Annotated in this window: 18 protein-coding genes and 3 pseudogenes; 18 read left to right on the top strand and 3 right to left on the bottom strand. The window is 62.9% G+C overall.

Translation table 11 applies throughout. From position 1 onward, the window contains the following. The first annotated feature begins 4 nt into the window (after nucleotides 1–4). The 12 genes and pseudogenes from FHT79_RS00380 (at nucleotide 5) to FHT79_RS00325 (ending at nucleotide 13,524) form a co-directional block, all read left to right on the top strand. Entirely contained in the window at nucleotides 5–991 is a 987-nt protein-coding gene (locus FHT79_RS00380) for an ABC transporter permease (RefSeq protein WP_063475876.1), read from the top strand. Between the two features lie 12 nt (nucleotides 992–1,003). Continuing rightward, nucleotides 1,004–2,137, top strand: a complete 1,134-nt coding sequence (locus FHT79_RS00375) for an ABC transporter permease (RefSeq protein ID WP_047612395.1) — start codon at nucleotides 1,004–1,006, stop codon at nucleotides 2,135–2,137. Continuing rightward, nucleotides 2,127–3,176, top strand: a complete 1,050-nt coding sequence (locus FHT79_RS00370; RefSeq protein ID WP_097595477.1) for an ABC transporter ATP-binding protein — start codon at nucleotides 2,127–2,129, stop codon at nucleotides 3,174–3,176. The genes FHT79_RS00375 and FHT79_RS00370 overlap by 11 nt, the downstream gene beginning before the upstream one ends. Then, nucleotides 3,176–4,197: pseudogene (locus FHT79_RS00365) on the top strand (oligopeptide/dipeptide ABC transporter ATP-binding protein). The gene FHT79_RS00370 and the pseudogene FHT79_RS00365 overlap by 1 nt, the downstream one beginning before the upstream one ends. After that, a complete protein-coding gene (locus FHT79_RS00360) occupies nucleotides 4,197–5,030 on the top strand; it encodes a 5-deoxy-glucuronate isomerase (RefSeq protein WP_063475879.1) in 834 nt (277 codons plus the stop codon). The pseudogene FHT79_RS00365 and the gene FHT79_RS00360 overlap by 1 nt, the downstream one beginning before the upstream one ends. 69 nt (nucleotides 5,031–5,099) lie before the next feature. Continuing rightward, nucleotides 5,100–6,970, top strand: a pseudogene (locus FHT79_RS00355) (glycosyl hydrolase). 29 nt (nucleotides 6,971–6,999) lie between these two features. Then, entirely contained in the window at nucleotides 7,000–7,818 is an 819-nt protein-coding gene (locus FHT79_RS00350; protein WP_183902851.1) for a TIM barrel protein, read from the top strand. Between the two features lie 4 nt (nucleotides 7,819–7,822). Beyond that, nucleotides 7,823–8,839, top strand: coding sequence for a hydroxyacid dehydrogenase (locus FHT79_RS00345; RefSeq protein ID WP_183902850.1), 1,017 nt, complete (start codon nucleotides 7,823–7,825; stop codon nucleotides 8,837–8,839). Further along, on the top strand, nucleotides 8,836–10,257 hold the full coding sequence (locus FHT79_RS00340) for a mandelate racemase (protein ID WP_097622498.1): 1,422 nt from the start codon (nucleotides 8,836–8,838) through the stop codon (nucleotides 10,255–10,257). Before FHT79_RS00345 ends, FHT79_RS00340 begins: the two co-directional genes overlap by 4 nt. A gap of 11 nt (nucleotides 10,258–10,268) precedes the next feature. Beyond that, nucleotides 10,269–11,042 carry an SDR family oxidoreductase gene (locus FHT79_RS00335; RefSeq protein WP_348649665.1) on the top strand — a complete coding sequence of 258 codons (774 nt, stop codon included), beginning with the start codon at nucleotides 10,269–10,271 and terminating at the stop codon, nucleotides 11,040–11,042. Continuing rightward, the gene (gene araD, locus FHT79_RS00330; protein WP_183902848.1) at nucleotides 11,033–12,775 is read left to right on the top strand and encodes an L-arabinonate dehydratase; all 1,743 of its coding nucleotides are present in this window, start codon (nucleotides 11,033–11,035) and stop codon (nucleotides 12,773–12,775) included. The genes FHT79_RS00335 and araD overlap by 10 nt, the downstream gene beginning before the upstream one ends. A gap of 29 nt (nucleotides 12,776–12,804) precedes the next feature. Then, nucleotides 12,805–13,524, top strand: a complete 720-nt coding sequence (locus tag FHT79_RS00325) for a ribonuclease activity regulator RraA (RefSeq protein WP_047612424.1) — start codon at nucleotides 12,805–12,807, stop codon at nucleotides 13,522–13,524. Between the two features lie 68 nt (nucleotides 13,525–13,592). Here the strand turns inward: FHT79_RS00325 and FHT79_RS00320 are convergent, their stop codons facing one another. From FHT79_RS00320 to FHT79_RS00310, 3 genes are all read right to left on the bottom strand, one after another. After that, nucleotides 13,593–13,976 (bottom strand): hypothetical protein, encoded by a 384-nt coding sequence (locus FHT79_RS00320; RefSeq protein WP_143541108.1) that lies wholly within the window; start codon nucleotides 13,974–13,976, stop codon nucleotides 13,593–13,595. A 640-nt stretch (nucleotides 13,977–14,616) separates the two neighbouring features. Next, nucleotides 14,617–17,763, bottom strand: coding sequence for an efflux RND transporter permease subunit (locus FHT79_RS00315; RefSeq protein WP_063475887.1), 3,147 nt, complete (start codon nucleotides 17,761–17,763; stop codon nucleotides 14,617–14,619). Then, a complete protein-coding gene (locus FHT79_RS00310; RefSeq protein WP_176707395.1) occupies nucleotides 17,763–18,863 on the bottom strand; it encodes an efflux RND transporter periplasmic adaptor subunit in 1,101 nt (366 codons plus the stop codon). Before FHT79_RS00310 ends, FHT79_RS00315 begins: the two co-directional genes overlap by 1 nt. A gap of 205 nt (nucleotides 18,864–19,068) precedes the next feature. Here FHT79_RS00310 and FHT79_RS00305 point away from each other — a divergent pair, with 205 nt between their 5' ends. The 6 genes and pseudogenes from FHT79_RS00305 to FHT79_RS31990 all read left to right on the top strand — a co-directional run. Then, a complete protein-coding gene (locus tag FHT79_RS00305) occupies nucleotides 19,069–19,755 on the top strand; it encodes a response regulator (protein WP_047614748.1) in 687 nt (228 codons plus the stop codon). A gap of 2 nt (nucleotides 19,756–19,757) precedes the next feature. Next, a complete protein-coding gene (locus tag FHT79_RS00300; protein WP_063475889.1) occupies nucleotides 19,758–21,071 on the top strand; it encodes an ATP-binding protein in 1,314 nt (437 codons plus the stop codon). Nucleotides 21,072–21,148: 77 nt separating this feature from the next. Continuing rightward, nucleotides 21,149–22,603, top strand: a complete 1,455-nt coding sequence (locus FHT79_RS00295; RefSeq protein WP_097542484.1) for an efflux transporter outer membrane subunit — start codon at nucleotides 21,149–21,151, stop codon at nucleotides 22,601–22,603. A 254-nt stretch (nucleotides 22,604–22,857) separates the two neighbouring features. After that, a complete protein-coding gene (locus FHT79_RS00290; RefSeq protein ID WP_047612445.1) occupies nucleotides 22,858–23,700 on the top strand; it encodes a DUF3313 domain-containing protein in 843 nt (280 codons plus the stop codon). A gap of 76 nt (nucleotides 23,701–23,776) precedes the next feature. After that, a complete protein-coding gene (locus tag FHT79_RS00285) occupies nucleotides 23,777–24,133 on the top strand; it encodes a hypothetical protein (RefSeq protein ID WP_088930359.1) in 357 nt (118 codons plus the stop codon). Between the two features lie 175 nt (nucleotides 24,134–24,308). After that, a pseudogene (locus tag FHT79_RS31990) lies at nucleotides 24,309–24,473 on the top strand (BA14K family protein); the annotation flags it as partial. Between the last annotated feature and the right edge of the window lie 16 nt (nucleotides 24,474–24,489).

Raw genomic sequence — 24,489 nt, 5'->3', positions numbered from 1 at the left:
GACCATGGCCGGCTTCATCATCAGACGTCTGCTTTATATGATCCCGATGATGTTCGCGATCTCAGTCGTGACCTTCATCATCATCCAGTTGCCGCCCGGCGACTTCCTGACCGCGATGACCGCGCGTCTGGCCTCCCAGAACGAAACGATCGATCCCGGTGTCATCGCCGGCCTGCGCGAACGCTATGGCCTCGATCAGCCCTGGGCGGTCCAATACTGGAAATGGATCAGCGGCATCCTGCTGCGCGGCGATTTCGGCCAGTCCCTCGATTGGAACAAGCCGGTCAGCGAGCTGATCTGGGCCCGCATGGGCCTGACGATGGTGGTATCGGTCACCACGCTGCTGTTTGTCTGGGCGGTCGCCTTTCCAATCGGCATCTATTCGGCCGTGCGGCAATATTCGGCGGGCGATTACGTCGCCACCTTCTTCGGCTTTCTCGGCCTTGCCATCCCGAACTTCCTGCTGGCGCTGGTGCTGATGTATGTTTCGGCACAGTATTTCGGCCAAAGTACCGGCGGGCTGTTTTCGCCCGCCTATATCAACGCCGTCTGGAGCTGGGCCAAGCTCGGCGATCTCATTTCGCATATGTGGATCCCGGTCGTCGTTCTCGGCACTGGCGCCACCGCAGCGCTGATCCGCATCATGCGCGCCAACCTGCTCGACGAGCTCAACAAGCCTTATGTCGACATGGCCCGTGCCCGCGGTTTGAGCGAAATCCGGCTGCTGTTGAAATATCCGGTGCGGGTGGCGCTCAACCCGTTCGTCTCGACCGTCGGCTGGGTGCTGCCGCACCTCGTCTCCGGCTCGGTGGTGGTCTCCATCGTTCTCAGCCTGCCGATCACCGGGCCGCTGCTGCTCAACGCCCTGTTTGCCCAGGACATGTATCTGGCCGGCACCTTCATCCTGCTGATGAGCATGCTGACGCTGATCGGCACGCTGATCTCGGACCTGCTGCTTGCCTGGCTCGATCCACGCATTCGCAACGGCTGAAGGACGAGAGATATGACCGATCAAGCCATCGCGCTATCACCTGAACTGATCCAGAATTCCGACGCGGTCGCCGGGCAGTGGAAGCTCATTTGGCGGCGCTTCTGTCGCCATCGGCTGGCGCTGGCCGCTGGCGTCGTCATCTTCTTGATCTACATGGTCGCCCTGTTTGCCGAGGTTCTCGCTCCGGTTTCATCGCAGACCTATGATTCCCGCTACACCTATGCGCCGCCGCAGCAGATCAGATTCGCCGGCCACGACGCGGCGGGGCAGTTTCATCCCCTCTATGTCAACGGTTATTCGATGAAGGTCGATCCGATCGCGCTCAGCCGCAATTACGTGGCCGATCCGGCCGTCGTCATTCCCATCGGCTTCTTCGTGAAAGGCGAACCCTATCGGCTCTGGGGCCTGTTTAATCTGGACCGGCACTTGATCGGCCCGACCGAGATGGGCAAACCCTTCTACCTGTTCGGCGCCGACCGGCTGGGTCGCGATGTCTTCAGCCGGACGGTCCACGGCACCCGCGTTTCGATGTCCGTCGGACTGATCGGGGTCGCAATCAGTCTCATCCTCGGCATCATCCTGGGCGGCATCTCGGGGCTCTACGGCGGCTGGGTCGACGATGTGATCCAGCGCTCCATCGAACTCATCAATTCCATCCCGACCATCCCGCTCTGGATGGGCCTTGCGGCTGCCGTTCCGATCAGCGCCGATCCGATCCTGGTCTATCTCTGGATCACGGTCATCCTGTCGCTGATCGGCTGGACCGATCTGGCGCGGGTGGTGCGCGGGCGCTTCCTGTCGCTGAAGACGGAGGATTTCGTGATTGCCGCACGTCTCGATGGCTGTTCGCGGATGCGCATCATCTGGCGGCACATGGTGCCGTCCTTCATGAGCCACATCATCGCCTCGGTGACGCTCGCCATCCCGACGATGATCCTCGCGGAAACTGCGCTCTCCTTCCTCGGCATCGGACTGCGCCCGCCTGTCGTGAGCTGGGGCGTGCTCCTTCAGGAGGCGCAGAACATTCTCGCGGTCACGAGCGCGCCCTGGCTGTTTCTTCCCGGTCTTGCGGTGATCGTCACCGTGCTCGCCCTCAATTTCCTCGGTGATGGATTACGCGATGCTGCAGATCCCTATGAATACTGATCCTAATTTCGCCACCACCGGCGACCGGCACGGTGCTCGCAACCCGCTGATCGAGGTCGACGATCTCAGGACCCATTTCTTCAGCGGTGCGGGCACGATCAGGGCGGTCGACGGCGTCTCCTTTTCCATTCCGCGCGGCAAGACGGTCTGCGTCGTCGGCGAATCCGGTTCGGGCAAGAGCATTACCGGCCGCTCGATTCTCAACCAGGTTCCGCGCGGAGGGCGGATCGTCTCGGGAGCAATCCGCTACCGGCCGGATCCCGCAGCACCCTCCGTCGACCTGGCGGCGCTCGATCCGCGCGGCCGCGATATGCGGGCGATCCGTGGTGCCCAGATCGGCCTGATCAGCCAGGAGCCGATGGCGGCCCTTTCCCCCGTTCATACGATCGGCAACCAGATGGTGGAAGTGATCCGCCTGCATCTGAAGATGGGAAAGAAGGAGGCGCGCGAGCATGCCATCGAGACATTGGCTCTGGTCGGCATTCCCAGGCCGGCCGAGCGTATGGAAAGCTATGCCTTCCAGTTTTCCGGCGGCATGCGCCAGCGCGTCTGCATCGCGCTCGCGCTCGCCTGCCGCCCCAAGCTCTTGATCGCCGACGAGCCGACGACGGCGCTCGATGTGACCACCCAGGCCAATATCCTCGATCTGCTTGCCTCGCTGCAGGCCGAATTCGGGCTCTCGGTGCTGTTCGTGACCCATGATCTCGGCGTGGTGGCCGAAATCGCCGATGAAGTCGTCGTCATGTATGTCGGCCGGGTCGTGGAGGCAGGCGATGTCGACACGATCTTCCACGCTCCGGCCCACCCCTACACCAAGGCGCTGCTGCAATCGGTGCCGCGCATGCATGGACAACCCAGCGAACGGCTGGCGATCATCGACGGCATGGTGCCCTCGCGTTTCAACCGACCCCAGGGCTGCAGCTTTCATCCTCGATGCAAAGAGGCGAGGGCCGGCCTTTGCGACCAAAGGGATCCGCAGCCCGTCGCCATCGGCGACCGGCATGTCGCCAGCTGTCTGCTTTACGAAGGAGGACGATGATGGCCGATCCCATGATCCAACGAAGCCCTCTGCTCGAACTGAATGATCTCAGGATGCATTTCCCCATTCGCAAGGGCGCATTCCGGCGTGTGGTCGGCCACGTCAAGGCGGTCGACGGCGTTTCGCTTCGCGTCGAGGATGGCGAAACACTGGGGATTGTCGGCGAGTCCGGCTGCGGCAAGTCGACGCTTGCCCGCACGGTCCTGCGCATCTATCAGCCGACGAGCGGCGAAATCCGCTATCGTAGCCGCAGCGGTGGCACGGTCGATCTCGCCACGCTGTCCGGTTCCGCCCTCGACGAAATCCATCGCGACCTGCGCATCGTGTTTCAGGATCCGCAATCCTCGCTCAATCCGCGCCTGCCCGTCATCGACATCATCGGCGAGGTGCTTGCTGTCAACGGCATCGCCAAGGGGCGTGAACTCGAACATCGGGTCGCCGAGTTGATGCAGAGCGTCGGCCTGCGGCCGGAATATATGCACCGCTATCCCCATGCTTTCTCCGGCGGTGAACGCCAGCGCATCGGCATCGCCCGGGCGCTGGCGTCCAATCCGCGCCTGGTGATTGCCGATGAGGCCGTCTCGGCGCTCGATGTCAGCGTCCAGGCGCAAACCATCAACCTGCTGCAGGATCTGCAGGAGCAGTTCGGACTGACCTATCTCTTCGTCGCCCACGACCTCTCGGTCGTCCGGCACATCTCGGACAATATTGCCGTCATGTATGTCGGCCGGGTCGTCGAAAAGGCGCCGACGAAGCGCTGCTCTCGGCGGTGCCGATCGCCGATCCGAGGATGCGCCGCCACGGTCAACGCATCCGGCTGGCGGGCGAGGTTGCCGACCCCGCTCATCCGCCGCCCGGCTGCGCATTTCATCCGCGCTGCCGCTACGCCACCGGCCTTTGCAAGCAGGAGGTGCCGGGCTTGCGCACCGTCACCGCCGATGGGCACGCCGTGGCCTGTCACCACGCCGAATCCCTGTCGCTTAATCCTTTCGCCGACCGTACCGTTCCGGAGTTCAATTGATGCCTGAATTCATTCCACGCTCCGAGCAGCGTCCCATCGTGGATACCTCCTCCGCGACGCTCGATCTCATCTACTTCGATCTCGTCACGCTTGCCTCCAACAAGCAGGACATCCGGCGGCTGCCCGCGCACGAAAGCCTCTACGTCGTGCTATCGGGTCAGGTGGATATCGAGGTGGATGGCATCATGTTCGAAGCCGTGGGCCGGCGAGCCGATATCTGGGGAGGCGATGCGGACTCGGTTTACGCGCCCGTCGGCGTCAATGTCCGGATATCGGCTCGTGGCGCGCCGGCAGAGGTCGCCATCGCCGGCGGTCTCTGCGACACCCGCTACGCCCCGTTTCGGGTGACGCCGGATGAGGTCGATGCGGTCAATGTCGGTTCGTCTGACACGCACAGCCAGCGGCGGATCGTCCATCTGCTCGGCCAACGACAGAACGGACGCTGCGGCAACCTGCTGGTGAGCGAACTCTATGCCGGCGAAGGCTGCTGGTCCGGCTATCCCCCTCACAAGCACGATACCGAGGACGGCGATGTCGAGACCCGGCACGAAGAACTCTATCACTACCGCTTCCAGCCGGAGACCGGCTTCGGCAGTCAGATCACCTATGACGAGGACGGCCCGGTCAAGATCCTGATGACCCGCAACGGCGACACTGTCCTGGTCGACCGGGGTTACCACCCGACGGTCACCTCTCCGGGGCATCGCGGCTATATCTTCACCATCCTGGTCGGCAAGCATCGCCGAGGTCTGATCCAGCGCTTCGACCCCGCCCATCAGCATCTGACCAAAACCATCCCCGGCATCGATGCGATGCGCGACAAGTTCAAATAATCCGGCTCCTGGCCCCGTGTGCCGGCTTTGCGGCGCGCCGCCAAATTTCCGCCCAAGGAGAGACGACCCATGCGTGAACGTACGCGAATAAATATTGATGCCGGTGAAGCGGTGCGCCCGTTCAACCGGTTCTGGCGCGGCACCGGCTTTTCGCCGGCCGAGCTGCTGCTCGAGCCCGAGATGCGCCAGATGCTCGCCTATATCGGCGGCCTGCCGAATGAGGGCATCAAGTTCCTGCGTGTGCATTATCTCTACAATCTGCTGAGCGCAAAGGGCGGGGCCGGCTACGACTGGTCCCTGCTCGACCGCGCGCTCGACGTGATGATCGAACACCGCCTGAAGCCGTTCTTCGAGCTGATGGGCAACCCGTCGGGTGTGTTCACCGACTATGAGGATATGGATCAGGTCAAGCGCTGGCGCGATCTCGTGACGGTGACGGCAGATCGCTATGGCGCACGTTACGGCATGGACGAATTGCGAACATGGTATTTCGAAACGACGAACGAGGCCGACTCCGGCTGGTGGACCTATGGGATCAAGGGTTACACCAATTACTACGACGCCTGCGTCGCCGGCCTCGATGCCGTCGATCCCAGCCTGCCGATGGGCGGGCCTGGCACCGCCCGCACGCTCTCGCCGATCTTTCGCGCCCTGATGGCGCATTGCGACAGCGGCACGAGCTGCCTGACCGGCAACGGCCCGCCGCGCCTCGACTCGACTACATCTCGATCCACGAAAAGGGCGTCAATGGCAGCAAGGAAGATCTGACCCCGAAAACCAACGGCATCGTCGACCGCACGCTTCTCGTCGTCGATTATCTCAAGGAGAATCACCCGCGTCTCGCGGGCCTGCCCGTGATCAACGACGAATGCGATCCGCAGCTCGGCTGGAGCGATCATCATAGCTGGCACGGCAAAGCCTATTACGCCGGGATCATCGCCCGCATCATCGAACAGCACGACCGCCGCATCATCGCCCCGAAAGCGGCGAATTTCACCTTCCTCAGCAATGACCATGCCTTTATCGGCGGCTGGAGCCAGCGCACCATCTTTGCCTATTTCGGCCCGCGCAATTTCACCAAGGCGCAATGGGAGCACAAGACCGATCTCAGCACTGTGGTGACGGATGTCGATCGGGCGCCGCCCTTCGACATCATCAAGAAGCCCGGCCTGACATCGATGGAACTGCTCGCAACGCTTGGCGATACCGTCTGCAAGGTGACGGCCGAACCGCCGCTTGCTCCCGACCAGGATGGCCTGGCGATCCTGCCGACACGGCTGCCGGGCGGCGGTGTTTCCATCAGCCTCATCCACAGTGTCGATGCCATCAACCGTTCGGGCCGGACCGCCGTCCGCCTCGAGGTGAGCGGCCTGGTTCCTGGCCGCCATGCGCTTTGCCTGCTGCGCATCGACGAGGAATTCACCAATCCGATGGAGGTCTGGGAAGCCCAGCGCGACGAAAGCAACCCGCGCGGCCCCTTCGAGCCGGTCGGCGCGCCGCCGGCACCTGATGAAGCGCAGTTTGCCGAGCTGCGCCGGGCACAGGAGCCCGCCTTGCTGCATCCAGTCAGCGTCGTCGCCTGCGACGACGGCCGGATCAGTGTCGATCTCGATGTGCCGCTGCCGTCACTGACGCAGGTGCTTGTCGTTCCCGACACCAGCGCGGCCCCGGCTGCACCGACCGGCCTTGTCGTCGAACGCTACCTCGGTCTCGGCGGCCGGGAGGAGCGCATGCTGTTCTGGGCTGCCGGCGATGCCGGCCCTGCCATCTTCTACGATGTCCTGGCCAGCGCCGATGGCGGGACGTTTGAAAAGGTCAGTCCCGCGCCGCTGATCTCGACCGCATTCCTGCATATGTCGCCGCCGGAGGGCGTGCGGTATGCGGTCTGCGCCCGCGATGCATTCGGCCGCCGCAGCGAGCTTTGTATCGCCCGCTCATGAACAGCGCCTTTCTCTCTGGGATCTGATCCATGGATATCGCCTATTTCACCAAGACCCTGGAGGGCCTGCCGCTCGAGAGGGCGGCCGAGATCACTGCCGGCCTGGGATTCGATTGTGCCGATCTTCTCATTCGAGATGGCCATGCCGTTTCCCCAGACAGGCCGGACGAGATCGTCAAGGCCGTAAAACTCTTTGCCGCAGCCGGGGTGCGTGCTCCGATGGCGACCATCGATTCCACACGGCCCGACGATGCCGCATCCCGGCTTCTCGGCTGTTGCGGCGAGGCCGGCATCGGCCAGATCAGGCTTGGCTTCTGGCGTTACGACCCGTTGCGGCGCTGGCAGGTTCAGCTCGATGAGGCGCGGCGTGATCTCGACGGCTTCGAGCGCCTGGCCGAACGCTTCGCCGTCACGCTGACCATCCAGCTCCACGGCGGGACCCTGCACAGCTCGGGCGCGCTGGCGGTGCAATTGCTGGCCGGGCGAGATCCCGTCAGGATCGGCGCTTATGTCGATCCGGCCAATCAGATCATTCGCGAGGGAAGCGAAGACTGGCGTCTGACCCTCGACATTCTTGATCCGTGGTTCTGCTGCATGGGCGTCAAGAACAGCGGTTGGTTCCCCGGCACTTACGGAGCCCACGGCCAGCGCGCATGGCATTCGGACTGGTACGGGCTCGACGAAGGCATGGTGCCGTGGAGCGACATCGTTCGGCATATGGTGACGACAGGATTTACCGGTGTGTTGTCGGTGCATTCGCAATACCGGGTTCCCCGGCAACAGGCGCTCGACAAGGTCCGCGCCGATCTCGCCCATCTCAGGCGCCTGGTCGCCGCAGCGAAAGAGTAGAACCATGAACGAACAGGCTCCCGTCATTGCCGTATTGCTGACCGAAAAGACCCGCCGGATGATGCTGGACGATGCGGCGATAACCCAATTGAACGCCCTTGGCGCGGTGCGCTGGCCGGCCGGCGCCACAATCGACGCCGGCGATGTCGACTACCTGCTGCAAGGCGCCACCGCATGCCTCACCGGATGGGGCACACCGCCCTTCGACCCCGCCGTGCGCGCCCGCCATCCGCAGCTCGCCCTTGTCGCTCATTCGGCAGGCAGTGTCCGCACACTGGTCCCGGCGCGTCTGTTCGACGATGGCCTTCGCGTGACCCATGCCGCCTCGAAAATTGCCGCCTCGGTTGCCGAATTCGTCGTCGCCGAAGCGCTGCTCGCCATGCGCGGCATTCATCGGCTGCATCATCACTTGCGCAATGGTGGTGAATGGCTCGACGTTCGCGCCGCCGTGCCGCAGAGATTGCTGGGCGCCAGAACGGTCGGCATCGTCGGCGCCGGCTATGTCGGGCGGGCGGTGATGCGCCTGCTCGTTCCCTTCGGTTGCCGCGTGTTGGTCGTCGATCCGTTCCTGGATGAGAGCGAGGCCGCAGCCCTCGGCGTTGTCAGCGCCGGGCTGAACGATATGCTCGTGCAAAGCGACGTGATTTCCCTGCATGCGCCTGTCCTGCCCGAAACGCGCCGGATGATCGGTGCCCACGAACTGGCGCTGCTGCGCCTCGGCACACTCTTCATCAATACGGCGCGCTCGCAGCTGGTCGACGAGGCAGCGCTGCTCGCCGCGATCCGCTCCGGCCGTATCGAGGCGGCGCTCGACGTCTTTGACGACGAGCCGCTGCCTCCGGATAGCCCGTTCCGCGATCCGGCCCTGGCCAATGTCACCATTTCACCGCATGCTGCCGGCCATACTGAAGAGGCGCATTTCGCGCAGGGACAGACCATGGTGGACGAGATCGGCCGGCTGCTTCGCCGCGAACCGCTCCGGCATGAAGTGACCCGCGCCATGCTCGACCGGATGGCGTGACGGTGGACAGAAGTATTGGAGGTTCCGTGACTGCCCCACGCATCAAGATCATCGAGATCGACGCCTTCGAGCGCGATATCAGCCTGCGTCTGCCGTTCCGCTTTGGCGCGGCCACCCTTGAAAAGGCGCCGCAAGCCTTCCTCGGGGTCCGCGTCGAGGACGAAAAGGGGCGAACCGCCATCGGCGGCGCCGCCGAATTGATGGTGCCGAAATGGTTCGACAAGGATCCGGCGCTGACGCCGGCGCAAAATGTCGATCAGTTGCGCACCTCGATCCGTGCGGCTGCCGCTGCCTCGCTCGAACCGTCTCAGCCGACGACATTGTTTGCCGCAGCCCGCCTGAACGAGATGGAAACGGTGCGGCGCCTGCCTGGAAATCCGCTGGCCGCCGGTTTCGGCCCGTCGCTGATCGCCCGCGCCGCGCTCGATGCCTATTGCCGCCTTGCGGGACTTTCCTTCTTCGAGGCGGTGCGAGGCAATCTCGTCGGCATCGGCGGCCCGATGCTGCCCGGCGATATCGACGCGGACGCCGCCTCGGCGGTGCTGGCCGATCTTCGCCCTGCCGGCGCGATCTCGGCGCGGCATACGATCGGGCTTCTCGACCCGATCACAGAGGGCGATATCGTCCATCCTGTGCACGACGGCCTGCCGGAAAGCCTCGAGGCGGTGATCAGGCGCTATGGCAATCACTGGTTCAAGATCAAGCTTTCGGGCGCTATCGAGGCCGATATCGACCGCCTGCTGCGGATCGCCGCCGTGCTGGAGAGGGTGCCCGACTATCGGGTGACGGTCGACGGCAACGAACAGTTCGGCTCTGCCGAACAGCTTGCCGCCTTGCTGGAGCGGATCGAGGCCATGCCACAGCTCGCCAGGCTGCGCGCGGCCATCGCCTTTGTCGAACAGCCGTTCTCACGCGCGATCACCATGGAAACGCCGCTCGGGGCTCTCGCGGCGCAATTGCCCTTCCTGATCGATGAGAGCGACGACGGCGACGAGGCCTTCGCCCCCGCCCGCGGGCTCGGTTACACCGGCGTCTCCTCGAAAACCTGCAAGGGCATTTATCGCTCGCTCATGAAAGCGATCCGCATCAGAACCGGAGCGGTGCCGGGACTGTTCCTCTCGGGCGAGGATCTGACCTGCCAGGCCGGGCTTGCCGTGCAGCAGGATCTGGCGCTGGTGTCCTTGCTTGGCCTCTCCCATGTCGAGCGCAACGGTCATCACTATGTCGCCGGCATGCAGGGCGCGCCGCAGGCAGAGAAGGCGCGCTTTGCCGCGGCTCATCCCGATCTCTACGAGCAGGGTCCCGATGGACCGCTGCTGTCGATCCGCGACGGCCGGATCGCCATCGCTTCGCTCGGGGCCGTCGGCTATGCGAGCGGCGCCTTGCCCGATTTCGAAGCGATGACGCCGCTGTCATGAGGAGTGCTGCCGTGCCAAAGGGTATTGAACTGTTCGATCTGTCCGGCAAAAGGGCGCTTATCACCGGATCGAGCCAGGGCATCGGCTTCAGCCTGGCTCAGGGCCTTGCTGCGGCAGGCGCCGAAATCGTCCTCAATGGCCGTGATGCTGGAAAGCTCGCCGCTGCAGCCGAGGGCCTGGGCGGTGCCGGCACGCCGCCGCGGACACTTTTGTTCGATGCGACCGACGCCAAGGCCGTGCGTACCGCCATCGACGCATTCGAGCAAGCCAGCGGGCCGATCGATATTCTGGTCAACAATGCCGGCATGCAGCATCGCGCGCCCCTGGAGGAGTTCGACCCCGAGATGTTCGAGCTGCTGATGCGCACGAACGTCTCCAGCGCCTTCAATGTCGGGCAAGCCGTCTCCCGCCACATGATCAAGCGCGGGCGCGGCAAGATCATCAACATCGCTTCGATCCAGACGGCGCTCGCCCGGCCGGGAATTGCGCCCTATACCGCAAGCAAGGGTGCGCTTGGCAATCTCACCAAAGGCATGGCGACCGAGTGGGCGCGTTATGGACTGGCGGTCAATGCCATAGCCCCCGGCTATTTCGATACCCCGCTCAATGCCGCGCTCGTCGCCGATGCGGAGTTTTCGAGCTGGATCGAACGGCGCACGCCGGCCGGCCGCTGGGGCAGGCTTGAGGAATTGACGGGCGCCTGTATCTTTCTCGCTTCGGACGCTTCAAGCTATGTCAACGGTCACATAGTTTACGTGGATGGAGGCATGTCGGCATGTCTTTGAAAGTGACGAAGACACGGGAAGACCTGCGATCGGCGCGCTGGTTCGCATCCGAAGACCTGCGCGGCTTCGGCCATCGCTCGCGCCTGATGCAGATGGGCTACGACGCCGGCGATTGGGCCGGCAAGCCGCTGATCGGCATCCTGTCGACCTGGTCGGATCTCAATCCCTGCCACGCCCATTTCAAGCATCGCGTCGAAGACGTGAAGCGCGGCGTGCTCCAGGCCGGCGGCTTTCCGGTGGAAATGCCGGCGCTGGCGCTGTCAGAGAATTTCATGAAGCCCACGACCATGCTCTATCGCAACCTTCTGGCGATGGAGACCGAAGAGCAGATCCGGGCCCACCCGGTCGACGGCGTGGTGTTGATGGGCGGATGCGACAAGACCACGCCGGGCCTCATCATGGGGGCGCTCAGCGCCGGGGTGCCGATGATCTACCTGCCGGCGGGGCCGATGCTGCGCGGCAATTATGCCGGCCAGCAGCTTGGATCGGGATCGGATGCCTGGAAATATTGGGACGAACGGCGCGCCGGAACGATATCCGATAAACAATGGGCCGGCATCGAGGCCGGCATTGCCCGTTCCTACGGCCATTGCATGACGATGGGCACGGCCTCGACCATGACCGCGATTGCCGATGCGATGGGTCTGACGCTGACGGGGGTCTCATCCATTCCCGCGCCCGATGCCAATCATATCCGCATGTCGGCCCAGTCAGGACGCCGGATCGTCGACATGGTCTGGGAGGATCTGACGCCGGACCGGATCGTGACGCCGGCGGCGGTGCGCAATGCGGCGACGGTCGCCATGGCGACCGGCTGTTCGACCAATGCGGTCATCCATCTGCTGGCGATGGCGCGCAGGGCAGGGGTCGCGCTGACGCTGGATGATCTGGACGCGCTCGGCCGCACCACGCCTGTCGTGGCCAATATCCGCCCTTCCGGAAAGACCTATCTGATGGAAGACTTCTACTATGCCGGCGGCCTCGTGGCGCTGATGTCGCAGATCAGGGAGCGGCTGGATCTCAGCGCCATGACGGTTTCGGGCGAAACCCTGGGTGCGGCGCTGGCCGACGCGAAGGTCTATAATGACGATGTAATCCGGCCGCTTTCCAACCCGATCTACCCGGAGGGATCGCTGGCCGTGCTCAAGGGCAATCTGGCGCCCGATGGCGCGGTGATCAAGCCGGTGGCCTGCGACCCGCGCTTCCATGTCCATCAAGGTCCCGCCCTGGTTTTCGACAGCTATCCCGACATGAAGGCGGCAGTCGAGGACGAGGCGCTTGATGTGACGCCCGATCACGTGATGGTGCTGCGCAATGCCGGGCCACTCGGCGGTCCCGGCATGCCGGAATGGGGCATGCTGCCGATGCCCAAGGCACTGCTGAAACAAGGGCATCGCGACATGCTGCGGCTCTCGGATGCGCGCATGAGCGGCACCAGCTACGGCGCCTGCGTGCTGCATGTGGCGCCCGAAGCCCATGTCGGCGGCCCGCTCGCCCTTTTGCAGAATGGGGACATCGTCAGGATCGACATTCCCAACCGCCGGCTGGACATGCTGGTCGACGAATTCGAACTGGCGCGGCGCCGTGCCGCCTGGGTGAAGCCCGCCGACCGTTTCGGCCGTGGCTACGGTTGGATGTACGCGTCGCATGTCAGCCAGGCCGACAAGGGCTGCGATTTCGACTATCTGCTGCCGGAATTTGGCCCGGCGGCAGGGGAACCGGATATTTTCTAGCCAGACATTTTCCAGGAGGACATGCAGGCATGACGACACTTTCGGACACCACGCGCGACAAACTCATGAAAGTCAGCGTTGCCACCATCAGCACCGCGCTGTTCAAGCGCGGCCTGCGCAACCAGACCATTCAGGATGTGCAGCCGGTCGCCGGTAAAGGCCGGAACATGGTCGGCCCGGCCTATACGCTGCGTTACATTCCGGCGCGCGAAGACCTGAACAAGCTCGAGGTTTTCCGCAATCCGGAGCATCCGCAGCGCGCCTGCGTCGAAAGCTGCCCGGCCGGGGCGGTGCTGGTGATGGACAGCCGCAAAAATCCGCGCGCCGCATCCGCCGGCTCTATTCTGGTGACGCGGCTGATGGTGCGGGGCGTGGCAGGCGTCGTCACCGATGGCGGGTTTCGCGACAGCCCGGAAATTGCCGGACTGTCGATCCCCGCCTATCACAACCGCCCGTCGGCGCCGACCAATCTGACGCTGCATCAAGCGCTCGACATCAATGTGCCGATCGGCTGCGGCGATGTGGCGGTGTGGCCCGGCGATATCATGGTAGGCGACGATGAAGCGGTGATCGTCATTCCGGCCGAATTGGCCGACGAGATTGCCGATGAGGCGGTGGAAATGACGGCTTACGAGGATTTCGTCACAGAACGGGTGCTGGCCGGTCAGTCGATCATCGGCCTCTATCCGGCAACACAGCCGGGCAATATCGAGGATTTTGCCACCTGGCGTGCCAAGCATGGTCGTTAGACCTGGCGATTTTCAGGGATGGCGGTGGTTTTCAATTCGCCCGCGACCCGGCGATCCCGAAAGCCGGGTCAACGACGGCAGGACGCGCAGGCGGCTGACGCCGCCTGCGGGGGGAATACGTCCCGCGGCCTTGTTCCGGGGAGAGGAACTCGACCGAAGAGGTTGTCACTGAGGTCGGCAGGAATCGCCCGTATCGGGTTGCGACCCTCTTGCCATTGCAACGCCGCCCATCTTCTCTGCCGCAGTGCGCGCCAAAGCAGCCATCGCTGGCCTTGCCCTCCCTTGGAAGGTTCGGGCTTGAAGGTGATCGTCGTGTGATCGTTGGATGAATGCGCTTCCGTGTCGGCGGTTTCCGGCTCGTTCAGGTCGTCGACGTGTGTGAAAATGACAGGGATGACGATGAGGCTGAGCAGCATCGACATCAGCAGCCCACCGGTCACCGCGATCGCCATAGCCAGGGAGTGCTGGCGTCCAAAAGGGTATTGAACTCGATCTAATCCGGAGCATGTCATCAATCACCCCGTTCCACCAATTGAAATGTCTTCCGACAGAGCATCACGCTCTTTTCGAGCGTTTTCCATACGGTCTGATTTGCTCCTAAGTCTCAAGAAATGAGGCGCTGTGCCGTAATGATTTGAAATATAAAACTGAATTACCATAATAAAGAGTGCGCTCAAGAAAGTATAACAATACTCATAACTTGATTTAAACTTGAGAATGCATCGCGAAGCCTCGGCAAGTATGACTTTCCGCTCCGCGAAGCGGCAACGCAGAATATTTCGATGTGCCTTGGACACACGACACTCCGGATTGAGCTGAGGTCGAACTCTAATAGCTGTTCGGATGTTAAGCGCGGTTAAGGAAGTGTAAAGTTTGGTAAAGATTCAAACGAGGGCAGTTGCCACCAACGCGATGCATGCCTGGACTTTCCACACGGTGCAGGACGCGCAGGCGGCACGATGCCGCCTGCGGGGGCATTACGTCCCGCGGTCTCGTTCCGGGGGAGAGGAACTCGACCGAAGAGGTTGACGATCGCCAGGCGTCGCCCTTATCGGGCGCGGGACCTTCTGGCCAATAACCCGGCGAGAGCAGTCATCTCTGACCTTGCCCCCGCTTCGAAAGCTCAGGCTTGAAGGTGATCGTCGTGTGATCGTTGGATGGATGCGGTTCGGCCTCGGCGGTTTCCGGGCCGGTCCGGTGAACGAGGCGCCTGAGCGCCTCGTTCAAGTCGTCGACGAAGGTGAAGATGACAGGGATGACGACGAGGCTGAGCAGCGTCGACATCATCACCCCGCCGATCACCACGATCGCCATCGGCTGCCGGAAGCTGGAATCGCCGCCTGTCAGGCTGAGGGCCACCGGCAGCATACCGGATGCCATGGCAATGGTGGTCATGATGATCGGTCGCGCGCGTTTGTGGCATGCATCCACAAGAGCATCGAACCGGGGCATGCCCTGGCGGCGCGACATGATCGCGTATTCGATCAGAAGGATCGAATTCTTCGTCACCACGCCCATGAGCATGAGCAGCCCGATGACGGCCGCCATCGAGAAGCTGGTTCCGGTCACCACCAGCGGCACCAGCGCGCCGCCGAGCGAGAGCGGCAGAGCCATCAGAAGCGTGAGGGGCTGCAGGAAGTCGTGGAAGAGCAGAACGAGGATCGCGTAGATGCAGAAAACCCCGATTGCCATCGCCAGACCAAAGCTCTGGAACAGCTCCGAACTGCGCTGGAGTTCTCCCTGTTCGACAAGGGTGACGCCCGATGGCAGATGCTGAAGCGCCGGCAGCGCCTGCGCCTCGCGGTTGACGTCGCCCAGGATGCGGCCGTTGAGCTCGACTGAAAGAGTGACATTGCGCATACGATCGATGCGGTCAATTTCCGACGGGCTGCCGCCGATCCGGATATCGGCAATCGACCCGAGATCGACATTGCCGTTCGTCCCAGACACCCGCATGTTCTTGATGTCGTCGAGTTTGGTGCGCGTCTCGGGGCTGAAGCGGACGACGATGGGAACCTGGCGCTGCGGCAGGTTGAGCTTTGGCAAATCGGCGGAATATTCTCCATCCGTCGCCACGCGCACGGCCTCGGCGATGGCGCTCGACGTCACCCCGAGCGCTGCTGCGCGGGCGAAATCGGGCGTGATCTGGATCTCCGGCGCCTGCCTGGCCGCGGTCGATGTCACCGCGCCGATGCCCTGAAGCGTGCGCAGCTGTTCTTCAAGCGCCGTGCCGGCGCTGTCGAGCGCGTTGGCGTCGTCACTGGCAAGGGTGATCTCGAGCTTCGTGCCGTTGCCGCCGCCGCCAACGGCGATCCGCACACCGGGAAGGACCGAGAGAGCCTGCCGGATGTCGTTTTCGATTTCCGACTGTTTGCGGTCGCGCTCGCCGATGGGTGGGAGCACGGCGACGATGGTCGCGGATCCGACGCTGCTCGAGGTGCTGGAATCTGGGCCGCCGCCCGAGGATGCGGAACCGACCGCGGAAAAGACATGCGTCACGTCCTGGAGCTTGCCGACGATATCGGCGGCCTGCCTTGTCGTGGCGTCTGTCTGCTCGATGGTGGCGCCCGGCTGCATGGTGAGCGTGATCTGGGCCCGCGCGTCGTCGGAAGCGGGCAGGAAGCCGGATTTCAGGAGCGGGATCGTGGCCAGCGAAAGCGCGACGACGACGGCGGTCACGGCCACCGTGGTCTTCCTGTGGTTCATGGCGGCTTTCACGATTGCCATATAGGCGCGCATGATGCGGCCGTCCTTTTCCTCTTTCGGATGGGCCTTCATGAAATAGGCGGCCATCATCGGCGTCAGCAGGCGTGCGACAACGAGCGAAACGAGGACGGCAACGGCGGCGGTGATACCGAACTGGCGGAAGATGAGCCCCGGTATGCCGCTCATGAAGGCCGTCGGCAGGAAGACGGCGACCAGGGTGAAGGTGGTGGCGATGACGGCGAGCCCGATCTCGTCGGCCGCCTCCAGAGCGGCGTCGATCGGCCGCTTGCCCATCTGCAAATGGCGGGCGATGTTCTCGACTTCGACGATGGCGTCGTCGACGAGGATGCCGACGACGAGCGACAGCGCAAGCAGGGTGACGATATTAAGGCTGAATCCGGCCAGGTACATGACGAGGAAGGTCGGTATGACGGACAATGGCAGCGCCACGGCCGACAGGATCGTCGCACGCCAGTCCCGAAGGAAGAGCCAGACGACGACGATCGCCAGGATCGCGCCTTCGTACAGCATGTGCATCGAACCGTCGTAATTGTCGAGGATCGGCCCGATCGTGCTGTAGGCCTCCTCGATCTGCACGTTGGAATGCTTGGCCGCAAACTCCTTCATTGCCTTGTCGACGTCCGCGGCGACACCACTGTCCGAAAAGCCGTTCGAGCGCTTGATCTCGACCGCCACCACCGGTTTGCCGTCGAGATAGGCCATCGAAGATCGCTCCGCGAAGCTGTCGGTGACGGATGCGACGTCGTCGAGGCGAACCTGCTGCCCGTTGGCCAGGGGAATTCGCAGTTCCTTCAGCGCGTCGACCGAGGCAACGGCGCCGAGCGTGCGCAAGGTCTGACGGGTGCCGCCAATCTCTCCGAGGCCACCTGAGGTATCGGCCTGAACCGATTTCAACTGCGCCGACACAGTGGTCGCCGTGACGCCGAATGCGGCCATCGTCGTCGGATCGAGGTCGACGTGAACCTCGCGATCGACACCACCGATACGATTGACCTGTCCAACGCCCGGCACCGAGAGCAGCGCCTTGGTCAGATCGTTGTCGATGAACCAGGAGAGCTCGGTTTCGTTGAGGACGGAAGACCGGACAGCATAGGTGACCAGCGCCGAATTCTGCACGGTGACTTTGCTGACGCTTGGCGTCTGCATCTGCGCCGGCAGATCGGACTTTGCGCTGTCTACGGCATTGCGGACTTCGTTCAAGGCGGTCTCGCTGTCCTTCTCCAGTTTGAAGGAGACGCTGATCGACACCGAGCCGTCGGTAATCGTTGTCGTGATGTGGTCGAGATAGCTCAGCGAGGCAAGATTGTCCTCGATCGTGCGGGCGACCTCGGTTTCCAGCTGCGAAGGTGCGGCGCCGTCGAGCGTCGCAGTCACTTTGATGGTCGGAAGATCCATATCAGGGAAGTTCTGCACCGCCAGATGCTTGAAGGCCAGCAGGCCGCCGACGGCAAGCATCGCAAAGAGCAGGATCGCCGGTACGGGATTGCGGATTGAAAATGCGGAAAAGTTCATCAGCCTTCTCCCGCGACTTTCACGAGATCGTTGTCCGACAGAAACGCTCCGCCCGACGTCACCACTCTCGCCGATTTATCAATGCCCGAGATGATCTCGACTTCGCCGTCATTGCGGCGCCCGGTCTCGACCCGCACCCGTTTTACCCGCTTGTCCTCGCCGACCGCAAAGACGTAGTTGATCCCGTCACGGAAAACGATCGCGGTCTCGGGAACCGTCAGCGCTGGCGTGGTCCTGAGTTCGACGGTGCCGGTGACATAAAGACCGGTGCGCGGCTGAACGTCCTGGGGAAGGGTGACATAGACGATCGCCCGGCTCGTATTGGTGTCGATCGAAGGTCCGACGAGCCTCACCTTGCCCTGAATGCGGCGTCCGTCCGGCCCGTCGATGTCGACGCGCAATCCTTCCGAAATGCGCGAGAGGTAGCGGGCGGAAACCTCGGCCTGCCATTCGACCCGCTGCTGGCGGACCATGCGAAACAATTCGCTGCCGGAGGAAACGACGGCGCCGAGCTCGGCCGAGCGCGAGGTTATCAGACCGTCATCGACGGCCGTGACGGTTGTCTGGTCGAGCTTGATCTTCTGGCTGTCGAGCGCTGCCTCTTCGGATTGGAGACTTGCCGCCGCGGTCTGTTCGTCGGCAAGATATTCGACGATCTTCTCGTCCGAGAGGGCGCCGGAGGGTTGAAGCTGGCGAGCGCGATCGGCATTGGCCTTTGCCTTTGTGAGGTTTGCCTTCGCGGTCACGACGGCCGCCTCCTGCTTGCGAAGATCGGCCTGCACACTGTCCTGCGACATCAGGACGAGGGTCTGCCCCTTCTTAACCACGGAGCCGACATCGGCCAGGATTTCGGTGATGCGAAGTCCGCTCGTCTCGGAGGCGATGATGGCTTCCTGCCAGGGTTTTAGCCAGCCGCTTGCCGGAACGGTTTCCGGCCAGTCCCGCTCAGCCGGCGCCGCCAGCGAGACGGTCAGGGCGGCGGCGGCGGCTTGATCCGCCACGGCACTGCGCAGCGGCAGCAGAAGCGCTACCGCAATAAGAGCGGTGGCGAATATTCCAGATGGTTTTCTCAACGATGCACTCCTTGTGGTCAAAGGCATCGCTGCCCTTTCCCGATCCGCGCCAACTTGGCGGATGATTGCCACTCATGCGCGCAACCGGCCTCGCCGCGCGTCCATGTCATGGCAGGATAAGTAACGGGGCGAACGTTAAGTGCGGTCAAGTTAGTGTTAAGATAGGTAAAACTCGCTCACGCGACGGTGTTTGTGCTGTATGGCTTCATCGAATTAATGACGGACGAAGTGAATGAACAAGGTTCTCCTCATCGACGACGATGCCGAGCTGACGACGCTTCTGCAGGAATATCTCGTTGAAGAGGGATATGACGTCGTAACGGATACGGACGGTCGCGCTGCCATTGCCGCTGCTGCCGGCAATACGGTCGATATCATCGTGCTCGACATCATGATGCCTCGGATGAACGGGATCGAGGTTCTGCAGAGGATCAGGAAGCTCAGCCAGGTTCCGGTGCTGATGCTGACCGCAAGGGGCGATGACGTGGACAGGATATCGGGCCTCAATCTCGGTGCCGACGACTATGTGCCGAAGCCATGCTCGCCGGGCGAACTGGCGGCGAGGCTGCGCGCCATCCTGCGCCGGGCGGGGCAGCCGGCAGCCGGCGCGTCGACCGACACGATCAGGGCGGGGCAGCTCGTGCTCCATCCGGGCAGCAGGATCGCCGAATGGCGCGGAGAAAGCCTGGAGCTGACCGGCACCGAGTTCAGCCTGCTCGAAGTGCTTGCCCGCAGCGCCGGCCAGCTCGTGTCGAAGCAGGACATTTCGAAACGGGCCTTCGGCAAGCCGCTGACCCCGTTCGATCGCCGTATCGACGTCCATATCAGCAGCGTGCGCCAGAAGCTCGGACTGAGGGAGGACGGGCAATCCTGGATCCAGTCCGTTCGCGGCCAGGGCTATCAACTTCTCGTGGACTGACCATGCCTAGGCTTTTCTGGAAATTCTTCGCGACGATCTGGTTGACGCTTGCAACGACGCTCACTGTTATAATCGTGATCGTCAACCTCTTTCAGATCCCGCCGCCTGGCCGCGATCGGGAATACCAGGAGCGAGCGATCATTCTGAAGCTGACTGCGAACGTCCTCGCAAGGGATGGGGAGGACGCCGCAGAGCGCTTCATCCGCTCAAGTGAAGATACGGTGCCGCTGGGCCTGACTCTTTCGAAAACCATGGGGTCGCCTGCGTGCGGAGACGAAGGTAGGGCAGAGACGAAGTCCATTCTGAAGGACGGAATTTGCTACCGGATCTCCGTGGCGCCGGAAGCGAACTTCCTTCTCAACGTGGTGGATAACCTGGCGCTGCTGGTGCCTTGGCTTTCGATTTTCGTTTCGAGTACGGTCGCTGCCGCAGCACTCGCCCGCTATCTCATTCGACCCGTCGTGCATTTGCGCGACGGCCTGAGCGCGCTCGCCCATGGCCGCTTCGACTTCCGTATCGGCGACCAGATGGCCGGCCGAAAGGATGAAGTCACTGCGCTGGCGCATGACTTCGATTCCACCGCCGCGCGGCTTCAGGAGCTTCAGGATGCGCAGCAGCGGCTGTTCCATGATGTCTCCCATGAATTGCGTTCGCCCCTGTCCCGCCTGCAGGCTGCCGTCGGCGTTCTTCGGCAGAGCCCGGCCAAACTCGGCGCCATGCTGGACCGAATGGACCGGGAGGTTGAACGGCTCGACGCGCTGGTCGGCGAAGTTCTGACCCTTGCCAGGCTCACCGCCGGCTCCGGCCTGCCGCTGAAGACCCAGGCCCTGGATGTCATCGAACTGCTGAATGAAATCCTTGGCGACGCCGCATTCGAAGCCCAGGCACGAGATGTGTCGATCACGACAAGCGTCGACGGCAGCTTCCGCGCCGAGGTCGAAGGCGAGCTGCTCTACCGGGCACTCGAAAACGTCGTGCGCAACGCCGTCAAATACACGGCCGAACATTCGCACATATCCGTGTCTTGCGAGGCGGCGGCCGAGCGCCTCAAAATCTGCGTCACCGATCGGGGGCCAGGCGTGAGGCGCGACGAACTCGAACGCATCTTCCAGCCGTTCTCACGCGGGAAAGAGGCGGTGCCAAGAGGCGGATACGGCCTGGGTCTTGCCATCACCCGGCAGGCCATCGAGCGCCATGGCGGGCGTGCGCATGCGTCGTTGCCTGACGCCGGAGGCCTGGCGATCACGCTGGAACTTCCGAGACGGCCGACGCCCTATGGTTCGGTTGATGATCAAGCATCCCGGGATTTTACCTAACTTTACAGTTTCTTTACCGCCATTAACGCTGGCCTCGCTAAGCCTGGATCTCCGATCCCGGTTCAGAAAGCTTGCCAGTGAGTCCGTCGCTCCGCACCAGACTATCATCCCTCCGCTACGCCGCATCCGCCTTCACGCTGCTGCTCGCAGGCTGCGTCAGCGGTCCGGATCACGTTCCCCCTGAGATGCCGCTTCCCGCCAAATTCGAAGAGGGTACCACCAAAAGCAACGGCAATGTCGTGACGGCTGAGTGGTGGAAGGCCTATCGCGACAAGCGGCTCGACGGCCTGGTGGCCCATGGCCTCAGCGAAAACCTCGATGTGCTGCAGGCGCTCGAGAGCATCAATTCGGCTGCCGCCAATGTCACGGTTGCCGGCGCCGGCAGTCTGCCGAGCCTCAGTGTCGACGCATCGCACACGGTATCCGGTGAAAAGGGGCGGCTGCGCACGACGGTCGGCACCACGAATACCACAGGCGGTGAGGCCAGCCTTTCCTGGCTGCTCGACATCTTCGGCCAGTACCGTCGCTCCAAGGAGAGTGCCATCGCCTCGCTGGGAGCCGCCTATGCGACGGCCGACAATGCAAAGCTCACCTTCCTGAAAGACCTGGTCGAGAGTTATATCGACGCCCGCTATTACCAGGAGCGCATCGCGCTTGCACGGGCGAGCCTGAAATCCCGCCAGCAAACTTACGAACTCACGCAGCTGCAGCTCAAGGCAGGTGCGGCCTCCCGCCTCGACGTCGTTCAGGCCGAGGGCCTGGTGCAGTCGACAAAGTCCGACATTCCCGGCCTCGAACAGAGCTTCACCGAATCGGCCCATCACATTGCCACGCTGCTCGGGATGCCGGCGGCCTCGTTGATGGACGAGCTGCAGAAAAGCGCCGGTCAGCCGGTTTTCCGCGGCGATATTCGCGCCGGCATTCCGGCCGATCTCATCCGCAACCGTCCTGATATAAGAAAGGCCGAACGCGAGCTGGCGGCGGCCGTCGCCGATATCGGTGCTGCCGAAGCCCAGCTTTATCCGTCGATCTCGCTCTCCGGTTCGATCTCGCCGAGCTGGGTCAAATCCTCGGGTGCCGGCGGCTCGAGCCTCACCAGCTGGTCCTTCGGACCGACGCTCAACCTGCCGATCTTCGACGGCGGCAAATTGCGCGCGAATGTCGATATCGAGAAATCGGATGCGAGGGCGCAGTATCTCGCCTGGAAAGCGGCGGTGCTGAACGGGGTCGAAGAGGTGGAAAACGCGCTGTCGGCAGTTCGCCGCGACACGCAGACACTGGCGCCGTTGCGCAGGCAGGTGCAGACGGCGGAGGAATCCCTGGCACTGTCGACCGCAAGCTACAAGGACGGCGCCTCGTCGTTGCTCGATGTCCTCGACGCCCAGCGGTCCGTCTCCGATGCTCAGGCAAGCCTTGCCGCTACCGTGCAGCAGGTTGCCAAGGACTATGTGGATCTCTATGTCGCCGTCGGCGCCGGTTACCTCACCCAAGAAGAGCCTGTCGCCTCGAAGCGAGTGGCGAAGTCGGGCTGATCGGCCGCCCGGCTAGAGCAATTCCAGCAAAAGTGTGCAGCGGTTTTGCGCCCGGAATTGCGTGAAAACAAAGAGATAGAGCAATTCCATGATTCGAAGAAAAACGGAATTGCTCTATCCGCGGCGGTGCCGGTCAAATGCTGCCCGCGGCCGTTATATTTCTATATTTTACCCAACTTTACACTGGCTTTACCGCCATTAACGCTGGCCTCTCTAAAAGCTGAATCGATGATCCCGGTTCAGAAGATTCGCCGATGGCTTCCAACATTCAACCCGTGAAAATGCCGACGCAGGCGGCCGTTTGCGCCGTCCTCCTCGCCTTGCTCTCTTCCTGCACGAACGTACCCCTGCAGCAGGGCAGCTCGCTTGGCTCCTATGCGGGAATGGCGGTCTCGGGCGGTTCTCTGACCAACGCAAAATTGCGGGTGAATTCGCCGGCGGTTCTTGCCGCGCAAACGGTGCGCATCGCTCCGACGAGGGTCGAGAATGCCGGCGGCGGTTCTTTCGAACCGAAAGACCTGGCACTCCTGACCAATGCGATCGACCGGGCGCTGTGCAGGGGTCTCAGCGACCGTTTCAAGGTCGTGGGTCCAAACCAGCCGGCGGATCTCGTCGTCCATGCGACCGTCACCGACATCGTCGCCACGAACCGTGCTGTTGCCGCGACCTCCACCGTCGCCACACTCGGCGCTTCGGTGGCAATGGTTCCAATCCCGAGGATTCCGATCGGTCTCGGCGGCTTGTCGGCGGAAGCCGAGGCGGTCGGACAGGACGGTACGCAGCAGGCGGCGATGATCTGGTCGCGCGGCGCGAACATGCTGACGACGAAGGCACGGATATCCTCGGTCGGGGATGCTTATTCCCTGTCATCGGCATTCGGCGCCGATTTCAGCCGCATGCTGATCAAGGGTCAGGATCCGTTCAAGGCAACATCGTCCATCCGGCTGATGCAGAAGATCAAGGCGTCGTTCGACAGCGATCCGAAAGACGACGCCTGCAAGGCCTTCGGACCCGCGCCCGGCATCAAAGGGGCGGTCGCCGGTCAGCTCGGTCTGCCGCCGAGCTGGAGCGATAAGGGCGCGGCGGTCTCTCAATAGCAGCCAGGCGGCGGTCATCTATCACGCGCGGCATGGCGGCTGTGGCATTTCAAAAACCAGCAGAAAGGACATCGACATGAAGACATATCTACGGCTTGCAGGGGCGGTGATGGCAGCACTCGCGGCGAGCCCGGCATTCCCAGCACAGGAACAGTTCCTGCCGTCCGAGAAGGCGGCCGCAATCCTCGCCGATGGAATTCCCTGGTCGGCACTGGCGCCGGATGGCAAGGCACTCAAAGTCACCCTGGAGAAGGACGGCACCGGAAGCATTCGCGGTCCGATGCCCTTTGCGCTCCCCGTCACCTGGACGGTCAAGGACGATGCGATGTGCATATCCGGCAAGATGGGTACGCACTGTCTTCGATTCCGCTCGGTTCCCGGAGGGCTTCAGGGCTGGGACGGCGACAAGCCGGATCTGAAGTTCAGCCGTTGACGTCAGGCGGGCACCTTTCAGAGATGCACCGCAACATGAGGAGTTTCCGATGAATTATTTACTGGTGTTCGCCACGGTCTCGCTGTTTCTGGCAGCGCAATCGGTTGCCATGGCGCAAGTTCCGCCCCCCATCCCGTTGATTCCCGGCCCTCCGGGGCTCCCAACCGTTGTCATGCCGCCACCGCCCGATGCTCCTCCGCCATCGGAGGAATATTCGAATGAATATGACGGGAGACACTATGCTTGGTGCGCGCGCCGGTACCGGTCGTATTCAGCCTATGACAATAGCTTTCAGCCCTCCAGGGGACCGCGCAGGCAATGTTATTCCCCCTACGATTGAGCTGGCATCGTTCCAG

Source organism: Rhizobium sp. BK212 (assembly GCF_014197475.1).
Taxonomy (GTDB): domain Bacteria; phylum Pseudomonadota; class Alphaproteobacteria; order Rhizobiales; family Rhizobiaceae; genus Rhizobium; species Rhizobium anhuiense.
The sequence above is the reverse complement of the archived record's forward strand: the minus strand, read 5'-3'. Positions and strand labels throughout refer to the sequence as shown.